Origin of the sequence: Streptomyces sp. NRRL S-37 (assembly GCF_000721605.1) — a bacterium.
In the GTDB taxonomy this organism is placed as follows: Bacteria; Actinomycetota; Actinomycetes; order Streptomycetales; family Streptomycetaceae; genus Streptomyces.
The window spans coordinates 537,549-558,399 of the sequence record NZ_JOIZ01000001.1; the positions used below are offsets into that span (position 1 = coordinate 537,549).

Annotated in this window: 16 protein-coding genes and 2 riboswitches; of the genes, 8 read left to right on the forward strand and 8 right to left on the reverse strand. The window is 71.8% G+C overall.

Translation table 11 applies throughout. The features are described from left to right. Window positions 1-132 precede the first annotated feature (132 nt). Window positions 133-525, forward strand: a complete 393-nt coding sequence (locus tag IH50_RS39270) for a Fur family transcriptional regulator (protein ID WP_234328062.1) — start codon at window positions 133-135, stop codon at window positions 523-525. 167 nt (window positions 526-692) lie between these two features. Here the strand turns inward: IH50_RS39270 and cobN are convergent, their stop codons facing one another. After that, entirely contained in the window at window positions 693-4,322 is a 3,630-nt protein-coding gene (cobN, locus tag IH50_RS0102195; protein WP_030856564.1) for a cobaltochelatase subunit CobN, read from the reverse strand. Between the two features lie 84 nt (window positions 4,323-4,406). Next, a riboswitch (cobalamin riboswitch) is annotated at window positions 4,407-4,483 on the reverse strand. Window positions 4,484-4,584: 101 nt separating this feature from the next. On the opposite strand from cobN, the gene cobG reads away from it, so the two are divergent. The 3 genes from cobG to IH50_RS0102210 are packed head-to-tail and all read left to right on the forward strand — an operon-like array spanning window position 4,585 to window position 8,020. Further along, window positions 4,585-5,868, forward strand: coding sequence for a precorrin-3B synthase (cobG, locus tag IH50_RS0102200; RefSeq protein WP_030856567.1), 1,284 nt, complete (start codon window positions 4,585-4,587; stop codon window positions 5,866-5,868). Continuing rightward, the gene (locus IH50_RS0102205) at window positions 5,865-6,536 is read left to right on the forward strand and encodes a precorrin-8X methylmutase (protein ID WP_199822027.1); all 672 of its coding nucleotides are present in this window, start codon (window positions 5,865-5,867) and stop codon (window positions 6,534-6,536) included. Before cobG ends, IH50_RS0102205 begins: the two co-directional genes overlap by 4 nt. Further along, window positions 6,533-8,020, forward strand: a complete 1,488-nt coding sequence (locus tag IH50_RS0102210) for a precorrin-2 C(20)-methyltransferase (RefSeq protein WP_030856569.1) — start codon at window positions 6,533-6,535, stop codon at window positions 8,018-8,020. Before IH50_RS0102205 ends, IH50_RS0102210 begins: the two co-directional genes overlap by 4 nt. Before the next feature lie 40 nt (window positions 8,021-8,060). On the opposite strand, the gene IH50_RS0102215 is transcribed toward IH50_RS0102210, so the two are convergent. Then, complete coding sequence (locus IH50_RS0102215) at window positions 8,061-9,230, reverse strand: HoxN/HupN/NixA family nickel/cobalt transporter (RefSeq protein ID WP_030856571.1); 1,170 nt, start codon at window positions 9,228-9,230, stop codon at window positions 8,061-8,063. Between the two features lie 109 nt (window positions 9,231-9,339). After that, complete coding sequence (locus IH50_RS0102220; RefSeq protein WP_030856572.1) at window positions 9,340-10,104, reverse strand: cobalt-precorrin-6A reductase; 765 nt, start codon at window positions 10,102-10,104, stop codon at window positions 9,340-9,342. Window positions 10,105-10,123: 19 nt separating this feature from the next. Between IH50_RS0102220 and IH50_RS0102225 the strand changes: the two genes are divergently transcribed. Then, the gene (locus IH50_RS0102225) at window positions 10,124-11,296 is read left to right on the forward strand and encodes a cobalt-precorrin-5B (C(1))-methyltransferase (protein ID WP_030856575.1); all 1,173 of its coding nucleotides are present in this window, start codon (window positions 10,124-10,126) and stop codon (window positions 11,294-11,296) included. Between the two features lie 7 nt (window positions 11,297-11,303). Here IH50_RS0102225 and IH50_RS0102230 read toward each other — a convergent pair whose 3' ends face one another. The 5 genes from IH50_RS0102230 to IH50_RS0102250 form a co-directional block, all read right to left on the reverse strand. Then, window positions 11,304-12,308, reverse strand: coding sequence for an ABC transporter substrate-binding protein (locus tag IH50_RS0102230; protein WP_030856577.1), 1,005 nt, complete (start codon window positions 12,306-12,308; stop codon window positions 11,304-11,306). Window positions 12,309-12,317: 9 nt separating this feature from the next. Then, window positions 12,318-13,085, reverse strand: a complete 768-nt coding sequence (locus IH50_RS0102235; protein ID WP_030856581.1) for an ABC transporter ATP-binding protein — start codon at window positions 13,083-13,085, stop codon at window positions 12,318-12,320. 2 nt (window positions 13,086-13,087) lie between these two features. Next, window positions 13,088-14,110, reverse strand: a complete 1,023-nt coding sequence (locus IH50_RS0102240; protein ID WP_199822028.1) for a FecCD family ABC transporter permease — start codon at window positions 14,108-14,110, stop codon at window positions 13,088-13,090. A gap of 138 nt (window positions 14,111-14,248) precedes the next feature. Then, a riboswitch (cobalamin riboswitch) is annotated at window positions 14,249-14,384 on the reverse strand. 14 nt (window positions 14,385-14,398) lie between these two features. Further along, the gene (gene cobM / locus IH50_RS0102245) at window positions 14,399-15,148 is read right to left on the reverse strand and encodes a precorrin-4 C(11)-methyltransferase (protein WP_030856590.1); all 750 of its coding nucleotides are present in this window, start codon (window positions 15,146-15,148) and stop codon (window positions 14,399-14,401) included. Beyond that, window positions 15,145-16,407: a bifunctional cobalt-precorrin-7 (C(5))-methyltransferase/cobalt-precorrin-6B (C(15))-methyltransferase gene (locus IH50_RS0102250; RefSeq protein ID WP_030856592.1), complete on the reverse strand. Its 1,263-nt coding sequence runs from the start codon at window positions 16,405-16,407 to the stop codon at window positions 15,145-15,147. Before IH50_RS0102250 ends, cobM begins: the two co-directional genes overlap by 4 nt. Before the next feature lie 142 nt (window positions 16,408-16,549). Between IH50_RS0102250 and tsaD the strand changes: the two genes are divergently transcribed. From tsaD to alaS, 3 genes are read left to right on the forward strand one after another with little or no spacing between them, the layout of a single operon-like run. Then, window positions 16,550-17,599 (forward strand): tRNA (adenosine(37)-N6)-threonylcarbamoyltransferase complex transferase subunit TsaD, encoded by a 1,050-nt coding sequence (gene tsaD, locus IH50_RS0102255; protein WP_030856594.1) that lies wholly within the window; start codon window positions 16,550-16,552, stop codon window positions 17,597-17,599. After that, window positions 17,599-18,165 (forward strand): GNAT family N-acetyltransferase, encoded by a 567-nt coding sequence (locus tag IH50_RS0102260; RefSeq protein ID WP_030856596.1) that lies wholly within the window; start codon window positions 17,599-17,601, stop codon window positions 18,163-18,165. Before tsaD ends, IH50_RS0102260 begins: the two co-directional genes overlap by 1 nt. A gap of 16 nt (window positions 18,166-18,181) precedes the next feature. After that, on the forward strand, window positions 18,182-20,833 hold the full coding sequence (gene alaS / locus IH50_RS0102265) for an alanine--tRNA ligase (protein ID WP_030856598.1): 2,652 nt from the start codon (window positions 18,182-18,184) through the stop codon (window positions 20,831-20,833). Window positions 20,834-20,851 lie beyond the last annotated feature (18 nt).

Consider the following 20,851-nt stretch of genomic DNA (forward strand, 5'->3'; position numbering starts at 1 on the left):
CCCATGTCGCGCCGGTCAGGTGACGGCAGTTCGCGACCCGGACTCGTCCACGGCGGCAGGAAAGGCAGGCACGTGACCACGACCCCGCCGTCGGCACACCCTGGCGAGGCGACGGCGCCGGACCACTCTGTAGTGCTACGACGCCATGGCCTCCGCTGTACCCCCGCACGACTGTGCGCTCTGAGACTGCTGTCCACCTCCGGGGAACATCTCTCTTCCACGGACGTCTGTACTGAACTGCGGCAACTCGACCTGCCGTTCGATCAGGCGACCGTCTACCGGACCCTGGAGACCCTCACGGACGTGGGGCTGGCGCACGCCGTGCACGGCCCAGGCCCCAAGCGCTACGGCGTCAGCTCCGAACCGCACCACCACACCGTGTGCGAGGAGTGCGGTCGCGTACAGGATCTGGCGATCGCTGACATGAGGGAGGCCGTGGAACGGATCACCGAACTGACGGGACTGCGCGCCGGCGCCGGTGGCTCGCTACTGCTGTACGGCCGATGCGCACAGTGCAGCGAGTAAGCAAGTTGCTGCCACAGGTACGGGACGCCGCCTCGGAACGGACGCTGTCAAGGCATGACGACGCCCCGCACCCAGCCGACGGTGGGAGTACCGCTTCAGCACCCCCAACCGGCCAGCCTTCCGCGAATCTAGTCCTTATTGCGAGTCATTCGCAATAAGCGGAGGTGTCACCCGTCGCCCTCAAGGTTGCCCTCGGTCTCCAGGTACACCTGCCGCAGCTCTGCCAGCAGCGCCGGATCGGGCTTCGCCCACATCCCGCGCGACTCCGCCTCCAGCAGCCGCTCGGCGATGCCGTGCAGCGCCCATGGATTGGCCTGCTGGAGGAATTCACGGTTGGTCGGGTCTAGGACATATGTCTCGGTGAGCTTGTCGTACATCCAGTCGGCGACCACGCCGGTCGTGGCGTCGTAGCCGAACAGGTAGTCCACGGTGGCGGCGAGTTCGAAGGCGCCCTTGTAACCGTGGCGGCGCATCGCCTCGATCCACTTCGGGTTGACCACGCGCGCCCGGAAGACGCGTGAGGTCTCCTCGACGAGGGTGCGGGTGCGGACCGTTTCCGGGCGGGTGGAGTCGCCGACGTACGCCTCGGGTGCGGTGCCGCGCAGGGCGCGGACGGTGGCCACCATGCCGCCGTGGTACTGGAAGTAGTCGTCGGAGTCGGCGATGTCGTGCTCACGGGTGTCCGTGTTCTTCACGGCCACGGCGATCCGCTTGTAGGCCGTCTCCATCTCCTCACGGGCAGGGCGGCCTTCGAGGTCGCGGCCGTAGGCGTAGCCGCCCCAGACGGTGTAGACCTCGGCGAGGTCGGCGTCGGTGCGCCAGTCGCGCGAGTCGATGAGCTGGAGCAGTCCGGCGCCGTACGTTCCAGGGCGGGAGCCGAAGATGCGCGTGGTGGCCCGGCGCTCGTCGCCGTGGGCCGCCAGGTCGGCCTGCACGTGGGTCCGGACGTGGTTGATCTCGGCCGGTTCCTCCAGGGAGGCGGCCAGGCGTACGGCGTCGTCCAGAAGCCCGATGGTGTGCGGGAAGGCGTCCCGGAAGAAGCCCGAGATGCGCAGGGTGACGTCGATGCGCGGGCGGCCCAACTCGTCGTAGGGGACGGGTTCGAGGCCGGTGACGCGGCGGGATGCGTCGTCCCATACGGGGCGGATGCCGAGCAGGGCGAGGGCCTCGGCGACATCGTCGCCGGCGGTGCGCATGGCGCTGGTGCCCCACAGGGACAGGCCGACGGAGGTGGGCCAGTCGCCGTTGTCGGTGCGGTAGCGCTCCAGCAGGGAGTCGGCGAGGGCCTGGCCGGTCTCCCAGGCAAGGCGGGAGGGGACGGCCTTGGGATCGACGGAGTAGAAGTTGCGGCCGGTCGGCAGGACGTTGACCAGGCCGCGGAGCGGCGAGCCGGAGGGCCCTGCCGGGACGAACCCGCCGGCCAGGGCGTGGACCGTGTGGTCGAGTTCGGCGGTGGTCGCCGCCAGGCGCGGGACGACTTCGCGGGCGGCGAAGTCGAGGACGGCGCGGACCTGTTCGCCGTGTTCGGTGGGTACGGCGGCCGGGTCCCAGCCGGCGTCCTCCATGGCCTGTACCAGGGCGCGGGCCTGTGCCTCCGCTGCGTCGGCCGTCGTGCGGGTCGCGGACGACTCGTCCAGGCCGAGGGCTTCCCGGAGACCGGGGAGAGCCTTGGCGCCGCCCCAGATCTGGCAGGCGCGGAGGATGGCGAGGACGAGGTTGACGCGGTCGGCGCCGGCGGGCGGGGTGCCAAGGACGTGGAGGCCGTCGCGGATCTGGGCGTCCTTGACCTCGCAGAGCCAGCCGTCGACGTGGAGGAGGAAGTCGTCGAAGCCGTCGTCGTCGGGCCGGTCTTCCAGGCCGAGGTCGTGGTCCAGCTTGGCGGCCTGGATGAGGGTCCAGATCTGGGCGCGGATGGCGGGCAGCTTGGCCGGGTCCATGGCGGAGATCTGCGCGTACTCGTCGAGGAGTTGTTCCAGGCGGGCGATGTCGCCGTAGGAGTCGGCGCGGGCCATGGGCGGGACGAGGTGGTCGACGAGGGTGGCGTGGACGCGGCGCTTGGCCTGGGTGCCCTCGCCGGGGTCGTTGACGAGGAAGGGGTAGATCAGCGGAAGGTCGCCGAGGGCGGCGTCGGGGCCGCAGGCGGCGGACAGGCCGGCGTTCTTGCCGGGCAGCCATTCCAGGTTGCCGTGCTTGCCGAGGTGGATCACCGCGTCCGCGCCGAAGCCGCCCTCCGACTGCGGGACGGCGATCCAGCGGTAGGCGGCCAGGTAGTGGTGGGAGGGCGGGAGGTCCGGGTCGTGGTAGATGGCGATCGGGTTCTCGCCGAAGCCGCGCGGGGGCTGGATGAGGACGAGCAGGTTGCCGAAGGGCAGGGCCGCGAGGACGATGTCGCCCTCCTTGTTGCGGCTGTGGTCGACGAACATCTCGCCGGGCGCCGGGCCCCAGTGCTCCTCCACCGCCTCGCGCAGTGCCTTCGGCAGCGTGGCGAACCAGCGTCGGTAGTCGGCTGCCGGGATGCGCACCGGGTTGCGTGCGAGCTGTTCCTCGGTGAGCCAGTCCTGGTCGTGGCCGCCCGCCTCGATGAGCGCGCGGATCAGTTCGTCGCCGTCGCCGGAGGCCAGGCCGGGGATGTCCGTGTCGGAGCCGAAGTCGTAGCCCTCGTCGCGCAGGCGCCTGAGCAGGGCGACGGCGCTGGCAGGAGTGTCCAGGCCGACGGCGTTGCCGATCCGGGAGTGCTTGGTGGGGTACGCCGACAGGACGAGGGCCAGGCGCTTGCTGGCCGGTGGGATGTGGCGGAGGCGGGCGTGGCGTACGGCGATTCCGGCGACCCTGGCCCCACGCTCGGGGTCGGCGACGTAGGCAGGGAGACCGTCGGCGTCGATCTCCTTGAAGGAGAACGGCACGGTGATCAGACGGCCGTCGAACTCGGGGACCGCGATCTGGCTGGCCGCGTCCAGCGGGGAGACGCCTTCGTCGTTCTCCGCCCAGGCTGTGCGGGAGCCGGTCAGGCAGAGGGCCTGGAGGATGGGGACGTCGAGGGTGGTGAGCGCGCCCGCGTCCCAGGACTCGTCGTCGCCGCCGGCCGATGCCTCGGCGGGCTTGGTGCCGCCGGCCGCCAGGACCGTGGTGACGATGGCGTCGGCGGCCCGGAGTTCGGCGATCAGCTCCTCCTCGGGCGCCCGCAGGGAGGCGACGTACAGGGGCAGCGGCCGGCCACCCGCCTCCTCGACGGCGTCGCACAGGGCATGAACGAAAGCCGTGTTGCCGCTCATGTGGTGGGCGCGGTAGTAGAGCACCGCGACGGTCGGCCCGCTGACCGGCCGGTCCGGGCGCTCCAGTGGGCCCCAGGTCGGAGCCGGCGTCGGCGCGTCGAAGCCGTGGCCGGTGAGCAGCACGGTGTCCGACAGGAACCGGGCGAGTTGTTCCAGGTTGGCGGGGCCGCCGTGGGCGAGGTAGGCGTGGGCCTCGGCGGCGATGCCGACGGGGACGGTGGAGGCGGCCATCAGCTGGGCGTCGGGGGCCTGTTCACCGGTGAGGACGACGACCGGGCGCCCGTCCGCCAGCAGCAGGTCGATGCCGTCCTGCCAGGCGCGGATGCCGCCCAGGAGGCGTACGACCACCAGCGCGACGCCGTCGAGGAGGGCGGGGAGGTCGTCCAGGGCGAGGCGGGCGGGGTTGGCGAAGCGGTAGCCGACCGGGCCGCCAGCCGCGCGGGCGCTGAGCAGGTCGGTGTCGGACGTCGACAGGAGCAGGATCTCGTGGGCGTGCGGGGCTCGCTCCCCGGTCGGAGTGGGCATGCGTCGCCTGGCCTTCCTCGGGGTCCGCGCCCCGGGCAGTGTCGGAATGGTCTCCCCTCGGACGAAGCCGAAGGTGAGGGAAGGGAGTTCCTGGCTCATCCGGCCTGGTGAGGCCGAATTCACAGTGGCGGGACCGCGCCGGATTCACACCGGCTTCCTCTCCTGTCGCCGTGGTGGCGGTTCGTGGACCGGGTGATCCACTGGGGAGCATAGTAAGGGTCACAGGATGAGCGCGGGGCATACATCGTTCGTGATCGTGGGTATGCTCACCGCCATGCCCACGGCAGCCCTTCCTCCATCGCCCCAGGCCACCCCGGCCCGACGGGACCGCGGTGACGCCTGCCCCGGAGCGCTGCGCCTGCACGAGGCGGACGACGGGGCTCTGGCCCGCATCCGACTCCCCGGCGGCGTTCTGACCACGGATCAGGCCCGGGCGCTCGGCCGTGCCGCCCGGCGGCTGGGCGACGGCGACCTGCACCTGACATCGCGTGGCAACGTGCAGCTGCGCGGTCTGGCAGCCGGGTGCGGCGCGGAGTTGGCAGAGGCGTTGGACGCGGCTGGCCTGCTTCCCTCGCCAGAGCACGAGCGGGTACGCAACATCGTCGCCTCCCCTCTGTCCGGCCTCGACGGCGGCGGCTTGCAGGACGTACGGCCCTGGCTGACGGCCCTGGACGCCGCGTTGTGCGCGAGTGAAACCGCCAAGGGCTTGTCGGGTCGATTCTTTTTCGCCCTAGACGACGGGCGCGGTGATGTGGCCGGCCTCGGCGCCGACGTCACGGTGCGTGCGACCGGGGACGGCGGAGCATGGCTCACCCTCGGGTCGGTCCGGGTGGCCGCCGCTGACGCGGCACTCGCCGCGATGGTGGCCGCCGAGACCTTCCTTCAGGCCGCGCGGTCGCACGGGACGCGGACCTGGAGGATGTCCGAACTCCCCCTGACGCAAGACGAGCTGGGCCTGCTCGTGCGTGACCGGCTGACGGCCAAGGGCATCGAGCACGAGGATCGTCCCGAGCCGGTCGGTGCTGCCGAAGGACCGTCGCCGGGCGTCGTCGGCGATGCCCTGTCCGTGCACGTGCCCCTGGGGCGGCTCTCGTCTCTCCAGTGGGAGGCACTGACCGATGCCGCGGACTCCGAGCTCCGGCTGACCCCCTGGCGTGGCGTGGTCGTCCCGACCCTGGGCGCTACCGCTGCGCAGATCACCGGGGCGCTCGAACGTCTCCGTGCGGCCGGACTGGTCACCGACCCCGCGTCCCCATGGCTCCACGTCGGCGCCTGCATCGGCCGCCCCGGATGCGCCAAGGCACACGCGGACGTACGGGCGGACGCGGCGCGGGCACTCGACGTGACGGGCCGCCCTGCCCTCCCCCTGTACTGGTCCGGGTGCGAACGGCGCTGCGGGCACCCCAGTGGTGACCACGTCGATGTGCTCGCGACCCCGGACGGCGGCTACCGCCTCTCAGCCGCCACGGCGGGCCGGAGCACGCGAACCGCCTCCGCAGCCGGTCCTTCCCAGACAGGCGCCGCCCTGGCGGCCATCACTTCATGATCCGCAAGACGACCGAGAGCAGCGAGAAGAGCACCGTGACCACCTACGTCTACGAGAAGGACGGGGCGGCGATCTACCGCCAGTCCTTCGCCACCATCCGCGGGGAAGCGGACCTCGCGGGACTGCCCGCCGACGTCAGCCAGGTCGCGGTCCGCATGATCCACGCCTGCGGGATGGTCGACCTCGTGAAGGACCTGTCCTACACGCCCGCGGTGGTGGCCCGCGCGCGCGAGGCCCTGCGTTCCGGTGCCCCGATCTTCTGCGACGTGCAGATGGTGGCCAGCGGCGTGACCCGCAAGCGGCTGCCCGCCGGCAACGACGTGCTCTGCACCCTGTCCGACCCGGCCGTCCCGTCGCTGGCCGCGAAGATGGGCACCACGCGCAGCGCCGCCGCGCTGGAGCTGTGGCGCGACCGGCTGGAAGGGGCGGTCGTCGCCGTCGGCAACGCACCCACCGCCCTCTTCCGGCTCCTGGGGATGATCGAGGAGGGCGCTCCCCTGCCCGCCGCCGTCATCGGTGTCCCGGTCGGCTTCGTCGGCGCCGCCGAGTCCAAAGACGCCTTGGCCGCTCATCCCTCCGGCCTGGAGTACCTGGCGGTGCGCGGCCGCCGCGGTGGCAGCGCCATCGCGGCCGCCGCGCTCAACGCGATCGCGAGCGAGGAAGAGTGAGCGGCAAGCTGTACGGGGTCGGCCTCGGCCCCGGCGACCCCTCCCTGATGACCGTACGGGCCGTCGAGGTCATCGCCGAAGCGGACGTGATCGCGTACCACAGCGCCCGGCACGGGCGGTCCATCGCCCGCTCGATCGCGGCGCAGTACATCCGCGAAGACCACATCGAGGAAGCGCTGGTCTACCCGGTCACAACGGAGACCACCGACCACCCCGGCGGCTATGAGGGCGCCATGGAGGAGTTCTACGCCGAGGCGTCGGCCAGGCTCGCGTCCCATCTCGACGCCGGCCGCACCGTGGCCGTGCTCGCCGAGGGCGACCCGCTCTTCTACGGGTCCTACATGCACATGCACAAGCGGCTCGTCGACCGCTACGACACCGAGGTCATCCCCGGTATCACCTCCGTGTCGGCCGCCGCGGCGCGTCTGGGCGCACCGCTCGCTGAGGGCGAGGAGGTGCTGACGATCCTGCCGGGCACCCTGCCCGAGGAGGAGCTGACCGCCCGCCTCGCCACGACGGACGCCGCGGTGGTGATGAAGCTCGGCCGGACCTTCCCCAAGGTGCGCCGTGCGCTGGAGAGCGCGGGACGGCTGGAGGAGGCCCGGTATGTGGAGCGGGCCACCATGAGCAAGGAGCGCCTCGCCGAACTGGCGGATGTGGACGCGGAGTCGGTGCCGTACTTCTCGGTGGCCGTGCTGCCGAGCCAGGTGGATGCCGGGCGGCCCGTGCGGGAGCGGGGCCAGGTGGTCGTGGTCGGCACGGGTCCGGCCGGTCCGCTGTGGCTGACGCCCGAGACGCGGGGCGCGCTGGCCGCCGCCGACGACCTGGTCGGCTACACCACCTACCTGAACCGGGTGCCCGAGCGACCGGGCCAGGCCCGGCACGGCTCGGACAACCGCGTGGAGGCCGAGCGCGCCGAGTTCGCGCTGCAACTGGCCCGGAAGGGTCGCCGGGTGGCCGTGGTCTCCGGTGGCGACCCGGGTGTGTTCGCCATGGCGACCGCGGTCCTGGAAGCCGCGTCCCGGCCCGAGTACCTGGATGTGCCGGTGCGCGTGCTGCCGGGCGTGACCGCCGCCAACGCGGCCGCGGCACGGGCCGGCGCCCCGCTCGGACACGACTACGCCACCATCTCCCTCTCCGACCGGCTCAAGCCGTGGGAGGTCATCGCGGAGCGGTTGCAGGCAGCGGCCTCAGCGGACTTGGTACTGGCCCTGTACAACCCCGGCTCGCGCAGCCGTACCTGGCAGGTGGGCAAGGCACAGGAGCTGCTGCTGGAGCACCGTGCCCCCGAGACGCCGGTGGTGGTCGCCCGGGACGTCGGCGGCCCGGATGAGCGGGTGCGGATCGTGCGGCTGGGCGAGCTGGATCCGGCCGAGGTCGACATGCGCACGATCCTGCTGGTCGGTTCCTCGCAGACCCAGGTGGTACGGCGGGCCGACGGCGAGGAGATCGTCTGGACGCCGCGCCGGTATCCGGAGGCGTGAGATGAGCGGTGCCGCGCCGCGCGCGGCACCGCCTCCCGCTCTACTCGCCGTGCTCCTGAGCGGTGTCCGGCTGGGCCAACCCCGCCGTCCATTTCTCCTCGATGCGGCCCACCTTCCACACCAGCAGGGCGACGGCCCAGGTGGCGAAGAACAGACCGACGATGACGTAGCCGATGATGTTGAGGTCGAGTCCCGAGATCCAGTCCCAGAACACTCCGTGCAGGTCCGCCTTCTCGGCGACCAGACCCAGCAGTTCGACCGTGCCGATGATGAGGGCGACGGCGACGGACAGGCCCGTGATGATGAGGTTGTAGTAGACCTTGCGTACCGGCTTGGAGAACGCCCAGCCGTAGGCGAAGTTCATGAACGAGCCGTCGATGGTGTCCAGCAGCGACATGCCGGCCGCGAACAGGATCGGCAGGCACAGGATCGCGTACCAGGGCAGGCCGGAGGCGGCGCCCGAACCGGCGAGGACGAGGAGAGCGATCTCGGTGGCGGTGTCGAAGCCGAGGCCGAAGAGGACGCCCAGGGGGTACATCTGCCACGGCTTGGTGATCGACTTCATGAGGCGGCCGAGGAGGCGGTTCATGAAGCCGCGGTTGTTGAGCTGCTCCTCCAGAGCCGCCTCGTCGAAGTGGCCGGTGCGCATCTGGCGGAATACCTTCCAGATGCCCACCATGATCATCAGGTTGATGACCGCGATGACGTAGAGGAAAGTCCCGGAGACGGTCGTGCCGATCCAGCCGGTGATGCTGTGCAGCGTGGAGTTGTCGTTCTCCACCGGGCCTGCCAGCGCTTTGACTCCCAGGGACAGCAGGAAAGCGAGCGCAAAGACGATCGACGAGTGACCGAGAGAGAACCAGAAGCCGACCGACAGCGGACGTTGCCCCTCGTTCATCAGCTTACGGGTGGTGTTGTCGATGGCGGCGATGTGGTCGGCGTCGAAGGCGTGACGCATGCCGAGGGTGTACGCGGTGACTCCGATGCCTACGCCAAAGGTCTTGGTGCCGAGGCTGTAGTGCTGGGGAGCGACGATCGCGACCAGCGTGAACCAGCCGATGACGTGCAGAGCCAGGATGAAGGCGGCCATGCCACCGGCGCTGGCCCATTCCTTCCGGGTCATCGAGGTGCGGATGCGGTGCCACGAGATGCCGCGTCCGGTGGCCGGAGCGGGCGGCCCGGTGGAAGCGGAATCAGGAGCGGTGGTCATGGGGCGTGACCCTTGCTTATCGGCAAGTGGCTTTTTTCAGCCGCGCTTCCCAGGTTTCTGCGATAAGTTCGCAACTACAACATAAGTGCCGTAAACAACAAGCCCGGTCTCAGTCAACAGCCGGAAAAGACCGCTTCTCAAGATGCTCGCGAACCCACTGGGACGCCTTCTCAGGGTCGGGGAGGACCGGTACGCGCTCGGGAACGGGTGGTCTACGGACCACGACGACGGGCAGCCGCGCCTCGCGGGCAGCCGCCAGTTTCGGCGCCGTGGCCGCCCCGCCGCTGTCCTTGGTGACCACGACGTCGATGCGATGGTGCCGCAGCAGCTCTCGCTCACCATCGAGGCTGAAGGGGCCGCGGTCGAGCAGTACCTCCATGCGGGGCGGATGCGGTGGCTGGGGTGCGTCGACGGATCGTACGAGGAACCACAGGGCGTCGAGGTCCGCGAAGGCGTCCAGCCCCATCCGCCCGGTGGTGAGGAACACCCGTCGGCCGAGTGCGGGCAGCAACCGGGCCGCCTCCCCGAGCGACCCCACCTCGTGCCACCGGTCGCCCGCTACGGGGACCCAGCCGGGCCGGCGCAGGGCGAGCAAGGGAACATGGCTGATGGCAGCGGCCTGTGCCGCGTTGAAGCTGATCGTCCCGGCGAAGGGGTGCGTGGCGTCGACGACCGCGTCGACCGCGTGGTCACGCAGCCACGCGGCCAGTCCCTCAGCCCCTCCGAAGCCACCGACGCGCGTTTCGCCCGGGGGCAGCCGAGGACTGGCGACCCGCCCCGCGAGGGAGCTGGTCAGCTTCAGACCGGGGGTGCCGTGCAGCAGTTCCGCGAGGCGGCGGGCTTCCGTGGTGCCGCCGAGGATCAGTACGTGCATGGGAGTGGCGGGTCCGTTCATGAGGAGTAGTGAGGGTCGAGGCGTGGGTGACAACGCAGGGGGCGGGCCGCGGAGTTCCGGTCAGGTGAAGGGCGGGCGTCGCGCCCAGTTGGAGCACACGGGGCTGCGGCACGGCTGGACCACGGGGGCCTGCGCGACGGCGGCCACGACGGCCGCGTACACCGCCCTGCTGACCGGTGAGTTTCCCGACCCGGTGACGATCACGCTACCCAAGGGGCAGATGCCGTCCTTCGCGCTGGCCGCCGAGGAGCTGACCGACGGTTGCGCCATGGCGGGGATCGTGAAGGATGCGGGAGACGACCCGGACGTCACGCACGGCGCGCTGGTCCGGGCGACGGTCCGGCGGTTGCCCGCGGGCAGTGGCGTCGTCTTCAAGGCGGGCCCCGGCGTGGGAACGATCACCCGGCCCGGCCTTCCGCTTCCCGTCGGTGAGGCGGCCGTCAATCCTGTGCCCCGGCGGATGATGACCGAGCACGTCGCCGAGGTCGCCGCGCGGCACGGCGGCAGCGGCGACGTGGAGGTCACCCTCTCCGTCGACCACGGCGAGGAGATCGCCCGCTCCACCTGGAACCCAAGGCTCGGCATCCTCGGCGGCCTGTCCATCCTCGGCACCACGGGCATCGTCGTGCCGTACTCCTGCTCGGCCTGGATCGACTCCATCCGGCGGGGCGTCGATGTCGCCCGCGCGGCCGGACGGACCCATGTCGCCGGGTGCACCGGGTCGACGTCGGAGAAGACGGTCGTCGCCGAGTACGGCCTGCCCGAGGACGCCCTGCTCGACATGGGCGACTTCGCGGGCGCCGTACTGAAGTACATCCGCCGCCACCCGGTGGACCGCCTCACCATCTGCGGCGGCTTCGCCAAGCTCTCCAAGCTCGCGGCGGGCCATCTGGACCTGCACTCCGGCCGCTCCCAGGTCGACAAGGGCTTCCTGGCGAAACTGGCCCGCGGCGGCGGCGCGGACGAGCCGCTGGCCGCCGAAGTGGCCGCCGCGAACACCGGCCTCGCCGCGCTGCAGTTGTGCCAGGCAGCCGGAGTGCCGCTCGGGGACCTGGTGGCGCAGGCCGCCCGGGACGAGGCACTTGCCGTGCTGCGCGGAGCACCGGTCGCCGTGGACGTCATCTGCATCGACCGAGCGGGCACGGTCGTGGGCCGCAGCACGATCCGCTGAGCCCCCGTCACCGGGCGGCCGGTACGGTCCGCAGATAGGCGCCGAGCCGGGTGATCGCCGACGGGTTGCGAGGGCTTTCGACCAGGTCGGCGTAGTCCAGGGAGATGACCCGCCGGTGCTTGACAGCCGAGACGTCGCGCAGCGGGGCGTAGGAGAGCAGGAACTTCTCCTTCTGCTCGGCGCTGACGTCGCCGTAGTCGCAGATGACGATGACGTCCGGGTCGCGCTGTACGACGCTCTCCCAGCCGACCGTGGTCCAGGAGTCCGCCACGTCGTGCATCACGTTGACGCCGCCCGCCTCGGTGATGATCTGCTCCGGAGCCGCGTAGCGGCCGGAGGTGAAGGGGGTGTCCTGGCCGCTGTCGTAGAGGAAGACGGAAGGACGGGCGGCACCCTTGGGCGCCTTGGCCCGTACGTCGGCGATCTGCTGCTTGAAGTTGGCGATCAGCGTGGCCGCACGCTTCTCGACGCCGAAAAGATGGCCGAGGTTGGTGAGGTCGGCGTACAGGGCGTCCAGGGGCGGCATGATGCCGCGGGAGGACTTGGTGCGGCCGTTGCGGCAGGACTCGGTGAGGACGTACGAGGGGATACCGAGCTTCTCCAGGGCGTCGGGGGTGAAGCCGCTGTCCTCACGGAAACCGTAGTTCCAGCCCGCGAAGACGAGGTCGGCACGGGCGTCGAGGACGTTCTCCTTGGTGAGCTGGTCCTTCGACAGCCATTTCACCTTGCCGTAGCCGTCCTTCCAGGGCACACCGCGCAGGTCGCCCTTGTCGTCGGGCATGGCGAAGCCGGCCATGCGGTCCTCCAGCCCGAGGGCGAACATCAGCTCCGTGATGCCGACGTCGTTGGTGACGACCCGCTCGGGGACCTTGTCGTACGTCACCTGGCGACCGCAGTTGGTCAGGGTGACCGAGGAGGAGGGTTTCGCGTCCTGGGCCGGCTCCACCGTGGCGCCGCACCCGGTGGCGGTCGCGGCCAGACAGAGGGCGGCGGCTAGAAGCTGCTTACGCATGGGCATCCTTCAGGCAGTGGGTGGAAGCAGGTCGAACAGGAGCTGGACGGCATCCGTCTCGGGGTGCCGGACGGTGTGGGCCCGGACGCCGAACACCTTCGCGAGCAGCGGGGGTTCGAGGACGTCCTGGGGCGGTCCGGAGGCGACGATCCGGCCGCCGTCGAGGACGTACAGCACGTCGCAGTGGGCCGCCGCCAGGTTGAGGTCGTGCAGCGCGGCCAGCACGGTCAGGCCGCTGTCGCGGACCAGGGACAGCACGTCCAGCTGGTGAGCGATGTCGAGGTGGTTGGTTGGTTCGTCGAGGACCAGCATCTTCGGTTGCTGGGCCAGCGCCCGGGCGATGAGGACCCGTTGCTTCTCGCCTCCGGACAGGCCCAGGAATCCGCGGTCGGCCAGGTGGGCGACGCCGGTGCGTGCCATCGCCCGTGCGCAGATCTCCCGGTCCGAGGCGGCCGTACGGCCCTGGTGCGGCAGCCGGCCCATGGCGACCACCTCGGCGACGGTGAAGTCGAACTCGGCCGAGGACTCCTGCGGCAGTGCGGCCAGGACCCGGGCGGCGGCCCGTGCGGCCATGGCGTGCAGGTTGTCCCCGTCCAGCCGCACCACTCCCCCGGCCGGCCGCAGCGCCCGGTAGAGGGAGCGCAGCAGGGTCGACTTGCCGCTGCCGTTGGGACCGACGAGTCCGACGAACGCCCCGCTGCCCACGGTGAGGTCGATGTGCTCGACCAGCCGGATTCCGGCCGCCTCGATCGTGACGTCATCGATGTCGAGTCGCATGCTCAGCGCCCTCCGAACGTGTAAGCGCCCCGCCGCATCAGCAGCAGGAACGCGGGAACACCGACCACCGCGGTGATCACTCCGACCGGCAGCTCGGCGGGCGCGAACAGCAGCCGGGACAGTACGTCCGCCCATACCAGCAGCACGGCCCCGGCGAGCGGGGCGACCGCCAGCACTCGCCGGTGGTCGGCGCCGACGAGCATCCGGACGACGTGCGGAACCATGAGGCCGACGAACCCGATGGCCCCGCTGACCGCCACCACCGTCCCGGTCACCGCCGCGGTGACGAGGAACAGCTCCCGGCGCAGCCGGGCCGGTCCGACGCCGAGCGCGGCCGCTGTCTCGTCGCCCATGGCGAGTGCGTTGAGCGGCTCGGCCCGCAACCTCAGCAAGGTCCATCCGGCCGCCACCGTGACGGCGGCGAGCGGCAGTCGGGCCCAGGTGGCGCCGCCCAGGCTGCCCAGCAGCCACATCATCGCGGACCGGGCCGCCTCGCCCCGTGCAGCACCGAACACCATGACCGTGGTGACGGCCTCGAAGCCGTACGCCAGTGCCGTGCCGGTCAGGATCAGCCGCAGGGGCGTCAGTCCGTGCGGTGAGCGGGCCACGGCGTACACGAGCGCCATCGCCGCGAGCGCGGAGACGAACGCCGACGCGGACAGCGCCCACACGCCGAGCCCGGCGAACGCGCCGAGGAGGATGACGGCGTTGGCACCCACCGCCGCGCCGGAGGAGATACCGAGGACGAACGGGTCGGCCAGCGCGTTGCGCACCATGGCCTGCACCGCCACCCCGACGGCCGCGAGGCCCGCTCCGGCCACGGCACCGAGCAGCACCCGCGGCAGCCGGATCTCCCAGACGATGGTGTACGCGGCCGTGTCCCGCGCATGCACGGTCCCACCGGTGAGTCCGGCCCACAGGAAGCGCAGTACGTCCGCCCAGCCGACGCCGGCGGCACCGAGCCCCACCCCGCCGACGAGGGACAACAGGAGCAGCAGCACCAGAGCCAGGCTGAGCGGCAACACGGGTATGCGACGGGGGGCCGTGCTTCGGCGCACCTGGGGGCCTTTCGAACGGGCCGCCTGCTGGACGTCGAGCAGGAGCAGCCCGTGTGGCCGTGGTCGGCCGTACGGTCCCCCTCTCGCAGTCCACGGCGAGCAGTCAACGGGTCGATATGCCCCCGCAGGCGATCGGGCTCGCACGACAACCGTCGGATCAGGTGCCGTGCACACCGTTGCGGGTCAGCGCCGGACTCTCACCGGACTTCCCCCGCGGGAGGCGAGGGGCCTGATGAACAGGCCCCGATGTCTGGTTCAGCAGAGATGGCGCTCCCGCTCCGGCGAGTACAGGTGGCTGTCGCGGAACTGCTCCGCCCCCAGCGTCCGCCCCACCATGATCACGGCTGTGCGCAGGACGCCGGCCTCCTTCAGCTTCTGGGCGATCTCGTCAAGGGTGCCCCGGATGATCAGCTCGTCGGGGCGGGAGGCGTAGGCGACGACCGCGGCAGGGCAGTCGGCGCCGTAGTGCGGGAGGAGCTCCTCGACCACACGGTCCACGTACTTGGCGGCCAGGTGCAGCACGATCAGCGCACCGCTGCGGCCCAGCGTGGCCAGGTTCTCGCCTTCCGGCATGGCGGTGGCGCGGTTGGCGACGCGGGTGAGGATGACGGTCTGGCCGACGGTGGGCACGGTCAGCTCCCGCTTGAGGGAGGCGGCCGCGGCGGCGAAGGCGGGAACGCCGGGGACGACCTCGTAGGGCACGCCGGCCGCGTCCAGCCGCCGCATCTGTTCGGCGACCGCGCTGAACACGGAAGGGTCGCCCGAGTGCAGCCGGGCCACGTCGTGCCCTTCCTCGTGCGCGCGGACCAACTCGGCGGTGATCTGGTCCAGGTCGAGTTGGGCGGTGTCCACCAGGCGTGCGTCCGGCGGGCATTCGGCGAGGAGTTCGCGGGGGACGAGGCTGCCCGCGTACAAGCAGACCTGGCAGGTGGCGAGCGTCCGGGCGCCGCGCACCGTGATCAGGTCGGCGGCGCCGGGGCCGGCGCCGATGAAGTACACGGTCATCTGTCTGCTCCTGGTGAGGGGTTGTCGGTCTTCTGTACGGCCCACTGGGTGACCGGCATGGCCTGCCGCCAGCCGGTGAAGCCGCCCACGGGCACGGCGTGCGCCACCGCGAGCCGCACCAGCTCGCCACCGTGCCGGCGGTGGGCGTCGGCGAGCAATGCCTCGGATTCCAGCGTGACGGTGTTGGCGACCAGCCTGCCGCCGCGGGGCAGAGCCGCCCAGCAGGCGTCGAGGAGGCCGGGGGCGGTGAGCCCGCCGCCGACGAACACCGCGTCGGGCGTGGGGAGTCCGGTGAGCGCGGCGGGGGCGGCGCCGGTGACGACCTTCAGTCCGGGCGCGCCGAGGCGTTCCGCGTTGCGGAGGATGCGTTCGGCTCGTACGGGGTCACGTTCGACGGTGACGGCCCGGCACGACGGGTGGGTGCGCATCCACTCGATGGCGATCGAGCCCGATCCGCCGCCGATGTCCCACAGGAGTTCTCCCGGAGCCGGGGCGAGCGCTCCGAGGGTGGCGGCGCGGATGTGCCTCTTGGTGAGCTGCCCGTCGTGCTCGTAAGCCTCGTCCGGCAGGCCCGGCACCGCGCCCAGTCGCAGGGCGTCCGGTGCCCGGCGGCATTCGACGGCCACGATGTTGAGCGGGTCGCCGGGCTGCTGTGTCCGTGCCCAGTCGTCGGCGGTGGTCTCGGCGGTCGTACGCTCCCGGTCGCCGCCGAGCTGTTCCAGCACGCGCATACGGCTGGGCCCGAAGCCACGGTCGCGCAGGAACTCGGCGACCTGCCCGGGGGTGGTGGCGTCGGCGCTGAGGACGAGGAGTCGCCGGCCGTCGTGGAGGGCGGCGGCGAGGCGGGCGGTGGGGCGGCCCACCAGTGTGACGACCTCGGCGTCCTCCAGCGGCCAGCCCAGCCGGGCGGCGGCGTGGGACACGGACGACGGGTGGGGAAGGACACGCACCGCGTCGGCCTCTTCGGCGAGCGCGCGTCCGATGCCGTAGAACATCGGGTCACCGCTGGCCAGTACGGCGATGCGCCGGCCGGCATGAGCGGCGAGCAGGCGCGGGACGGCGGGGCGCAGGGGTGAGGGCCAGGCGACGCGTTCGCCGGCGCACTCGGCGGGCAGCAGGTCCAGCTGGCGCGGACCTCCGACGAGGACCTCGGCCCGGCGCAGTTCCGCGCGTGAGGGCTCGGCCAGGCCCCTCCAGCCGTCGGCTCCGATCCCGACGACGGTGACGACGGAGGGCGGGCCTGGTCGGGCGGGGGTCACTGCGGGCTACCTCGGAGTTCAGGGGGAGACAGGGGCGCACTCTACTAAGCGATCACCCGTGCGACCGAGTCCGGGTTCACATCCCGAGCGATCTTATTGCACACTGTTCGCAATAACTATGATGTCGCAGGAAGGGGAGGGCATGGGCTCTCCGATCGTGCTCGGGATCGAGTCGTCGTGTGACGAGACCGGTGCGGGGCTCGTGCGGGACGGACGACTGCTCGGGCACGCCGTGGCGTCGAGCATGGACGAGCACGCCCGCTTCGGCGGAGTGGTGCCCGAGATCGCCTCCCGCGCCCACCTGCACGCCCTGCGCCCGGTGGTGCGGCAGGCACTGGACCAGGCCGGGCTGCGGCTCTCCGACATCGGGGCGGTCGCCGTGACCACGGGCCCGGGCCTGTCCGGCGCGCTGCAGGTGGGCCTCGCGGGAGCGAAGGGCATCGCCTACGCGCTGGACGTTCCCCTCTACGGCGTGCACCACCTGGCCGGTCATGTCGCCGCCGACACTCTGGAGCACGGCCCGCTGCCCGACCCGTGCATGGTGCTGATCGTCTCGGGCGGCCACACCTCGTTGCTCCTCGTGCGCGACCTGGCCCGCGATCCGATCGCCCACCTCGGCGACACCCTCGACGACGCCGCCGGCGAGTGCTTCGACAAGGTCGCGCGGGTCTTCGGACTGCCGTATCCCGGCGGTCCGGCCATCGACCGGGCCGCCCGCGACGGCGATCCACGCGCGGTCGCCTTCCCCCGCCCCCTCCCCGGCTCCTACGACTTCTCCTTCTCCGGGTTGAAGACGGCGGCGGCCCGCTGGGCCGAATCCCACTCCGGGCGCGGACTGCCCGTCCACGACGGGGCCGCGTCGCTCCAGGAGGCGGTCGCCGACGTCCTGACCCGCAAGGCGGTCACCGCCTGCACGGCCCACGGGGTGGGCACGCTGGTCGTCGTCGGCGGCGTCGCTGCGAACTCGCGCGTGCGGTCACTGGCCGAGGAGCGCTGCCGGGCGGCCGGGATCGCACTACGGGTACCACCGCTGAGACTGTGCACGGACAACGGCGCGATGATCGCCGCCGTCGGCGACCTCCTCGTACGGGCCGGGGCCGAGCCGGCGCCCTTGGACGTGTCGATCGACCCGTCGGCACCTCTGGAGTACGCGGCCCTGCATCCGGTGGCGGCCGGAGCGGTGGCCGCGTGATGGACGTCCGTGTCGTCGCATACGAAGCTCTCCCGGAGCACAGTGCCGCCCTGCGTTCCGTCTACGCCGACGCGTTCTGCGCGCCGCCCTGGAACGAGGACGAGGAGAGGGCGGACGCCTTCGTCGCGCGGCTCGGCTCGGACGTACGGCGCCCGGGATTCACCGCAGCACTCGCCTTCGACGGTCCGGACGTCGTGGGTCTCGCCACCGCCTGGGCCACGCCCACCCCCTTCCCGGTCGACCGCTGCTACCCGCAGGCGGCCGCCGGTCTCGGCCTGAGCCGTACCGAGGAGTGGTTGTGTGGCGCCCGCGAGATCGACGAGCTGGCCGTCCGCCCCACCGCCCGCGGCAGGGGGATCGCGGGCGGCCTCCTGCGGGCGGTGACCGAGGACGCCCCCGACGGCCGCGCCTGGCTGCTCACCTCCCTGCGCTCACCCCGGGCCGTGGCCTTCTACCGCCGCCAGGGCTGGACCCAGGCCACCCACCTCTCCCCCGACGGCCACGGCATCGCCGTCTTCCTCGGCCCCCGCCACCCCGCCCGAACCCTGGCCGCCCAGCCCCTGTAGCCACCCGGAGCCCACCGTGCGCACCGCCGAGATCCGCCGCCGTTTCCTCGACTTCTTCGCCGAGCGCGGCCACACCGTCGTGCCCAGCGCCCCGCTGCCCACACCGGACCCGACGTTGCTCTTCGTCAACGCCGGCATGGTCCCCTTCAAGCCGTACCTGACGGGCGAGGCGGCGGCGCCGTGGCCGCGGGCGACGAGCGTGCAGAAGTGCGTGCGCACCCTGGACATCGAAGAGGTGGGCCGCACCACCCGGCACGGCTCCTTCTTCCAGATGAACGGCAACTTCTCCCTCGGCGACTACTTCAAGGAGGAGGCCATCGCCTTCGCCTGGGAGCTGTCCACCTCGCCGGTGTCGGACGGCGGGTACGGCCTGGACCCGGACAGGATCTGGGTGACCGTGCACCACACCGACGACGAATCCCGCGCTCTGTGGCGGCGCATCGCCGGCCTGCCCGACGAAAGAATCGTGGCGCGCGGCGACGAGGACAACTTCTGGTCCATGGGCGTACCCGGTCCGTGCGGTCCCTGCTCTGAGCTGTACTACGACCGCGGTCCGGCGCTCGGACGCGCGGGCGGCCCCGCGGTCGACGAGGACCGGTACATGGAGTTCTGGAACCTCGTCTTCATGCAGTACGAGCGCGGCGAAGGCCCCGGCAAGTCGGGCTACCCCATTCTCGGCGAACTCCCCCGCCGCAACATCGACACCGGCATGGGCCTGGAGCGCATGGCCACCCTGCTCCAGGACGTCGACAACCTCTACGAGACCGACGAGACCCGCCCGGTCCTCGACCGGGCCGCCGCGCTGGCCGGTGTCCGCTACGGCGCGGACGCCGGGGCCGACGTACGGCTGCGGGTGGTCGCCGACCACGTCCGCACCGCCCTGATGCTGCTCGCCGACAACACCACTCCCGGCAACGAGGGCCGCGGGTACGTCCTGCGCCGCATCCTGCGCCGGGCCGTGCGCTCGATGCGCCAGCTCGGGTACGAGGACCCTGCGCTGCCCGAACTGCTGGCCGTGGCCCGCGACTGCATGGCGCCCGGCTACCCGGAGGTCGCCGACACCTACGACCGGATCGTCGACCGGGCGGCCGGCGAGGAGGACGCCTTCCGCGCCACCCTGCGTCAGGGAACGACCGTCCTGGACACGGCCGTGGCCGAGATCAAGTCGAACGGCGGTCGCCGGCTTCCTGGCGCGCAGGCGTTCCTGCTGCACGACACCTACGGCTTCCCCATCGACCTCACCCTGGAGATGGCGGCCGAACAGGGCGTGGAGGTCGACCGCGAGGGATTCATCGCCCTGATGCGCGAGCAACGCGAACGCGCCCGAGCCGACGCGCGCGCCCGTAAATCAGGCGGCACGGACACAGCTGCACTGCGCGGTGTCCTGGGCGAGCACGGTCCTACCGACTGGCGCGCGTGGGACACCCTGACCACCCGGTCCCGCATCCTCGCCCTGCTGTCCGCTGCCGGCCCGGCCCCGGTGGCGAGCGAGGGAGAGATCGTGACCGCGGTCCTGGACCGCACCCCGTTCTACGCCGAGTCCGGTGGCCAGGACAGCGACGCCGGCCACCTCTCCGGCGCGTCGGTGGAGGCCGAAGTGCTGGACGTGCAGCGCCCGCTGCCCGGACTCGTAGTGCACCACGTACGCGTCACGGCAGGCGCACTCGCCGTCGGTGACGAGGTCACGGCGGCCGTGGATCCCGAATGGCGGCTCGGCGCCCGCCAGGCCCATTCCGGCACCCACGTCCTGCACGCGGCCCTGCGCCAGACACTCGGCCCCACCGCCCTGCAGTCCGGCTCCTACAACCGCCCCGGCTACCTCCGCCTCGACTTCCCCTGGCGGGGCGCCCTGTCCCCGACCGTCCGCAGCGAGATCGAGGAGGCCGCCAACCAGGCGCTACGTCGTGACCTACCGGTCGGCGTCCGCTGGATGACCCTGCCGGAGGCGAAGGAGCTGGGCGCTCTCGCTCTCTTCGACGAGACCTACGGCGAGAAGGTCCGCGTTGTCGAGATCGGCGGTGCCTGGTCACGGGAGCTGTGCGGCGGCACGCACGTCGAGCACGCCTCGCAGATCGGCGTCGTCGCGCTGACGTCGGAGTCCTCGGTCGGCGCGGGCATGCGCCGCCTGGAGGCCGCCGTCGGCGTCGAAGGCTTCGGCTACCTGGCCCGCGAACGCGACCTGGTCGCCCGCATCGCCGAGCAGGTCCAGGCACCGCGCGCCGAACTCCCCGACCGCATCGCAGGGCTGCTGGAGCGGCTGAAGTCGGCCGACCGGGAGAACCAGCGGCTGCGGCAGGCCGCCACGCGCACACGCGCCGCCGAACTGGCGGGCAAGGCACAGGACGCGCACGGAGTCCTGGTGGTCACCGCGACCACGGACAGCGACACGGACGACGCCAGGACCCTGGCCGCCACCGTGCGCGACCTGCTCCCCGCTGAGCGCCCTGGAGTCGTGGTGATCGGAACAACCTCCGGCCACAAGTCGATCCTCGTGGCCGCCGTCAATGCGGCCGCCGAGGCGTCGGGACTGCACGCCGCGCGACTGATCAAGCGACTCCTGCACGGCAAGGGTGGCGGATCGGCGCAACTGGCCCAGGGCGGCGGCCTGTCCGCGGACCGTCTGTGGCACGTCCTGGAGTCGGTATCGACAACTCTCCACCAACACTGAGGTCTCGCGGCTCGCCTC

What these genes read in the sequence shown, in the direction of transcription:
- IH50_RS0102220 (WP_030856572.1), bottom strand. Translation starts at nt 10,104, where the DNA reads ATGCACGTACTGATCCTCGGCGGCACCACGGAAGCCCGCCGCCTCGCG.
- tsaD (WP_030856594.1), top strand. Translation starts at nt 16,550, where the DNA reads ATGGGCTCTCCGATCGTGCTCGGGATCGAGTCGTCGTGTGACGAGACC.
- IH50_RS0102235 (WP_030856581.1), bottom strand. Translation starts at nt 13,085, where the DNA reads ATGCGACTCGACATCGATGACGTCACGATCGAGGCGGCCGGAATCCGG.
- IH50_RS0102230 (WP_030856577.1), bottom strand. Translation starts at nt 12,308, where the DNA reads ATGCGTAAGCAGCTTCTAGCCGCCGCCCTCTGTCTGGCCGCGACCGCC.
- cobG (WP_030856567.1), top strand. Translation starts at nt 4,585, where the DNA reads ATGCTCACCGCCATGCCCACGGCAGCCCTTCCTCCATCGCCCCAGGCC.
- cobM (WP_030856590.1), bottom strand. Translation starts at nt 15,148, where the DNA reads ATGACCGTGTACTTCATCGGCGCCGGCCCCGGCGCCGCCGACCTGATC.
- IH50_RS0102260 (WP_030856596.1), top strand. Translation starts at nt 17,599, where the DNA reads ATGGACGTCCGTGTCGTCGCATACGAAGCTCTCCCGGAGCACAGTGCC.
- IH50_RS0102215 (WP_030856571.1), bottom strand. Translation starts at nt 9,230, where the DNA reads ATGACCACCGCTCCTGATTCCGCTTCCACCGGGCCGCCCGCTCCGGCC.
- IH50_RS0102225 (WP_030856575.1), top strand. Translation starts at nt 10,124, where the DNA reads ATGAGGAGTAGTGAGGGTCGAGGCGTGGGTGACAACGCAGGGGGCGGG.
- IH50_RS0102205 (WP_199822027.1), top strand. Translation starts at nt 5,865, where the DNA reads ATGATCCGCAAGACGACCGAGAGCAGCGAGAAGAGCACCGTGACCACC.
- cobN (WP_030856564.1), bottom strand. Translation starts at nt 4,322, where the DNA reads ATGCCCACTCCGACCGGGGAGCGAGCCCCGCACGCCCACGAGATCCTG.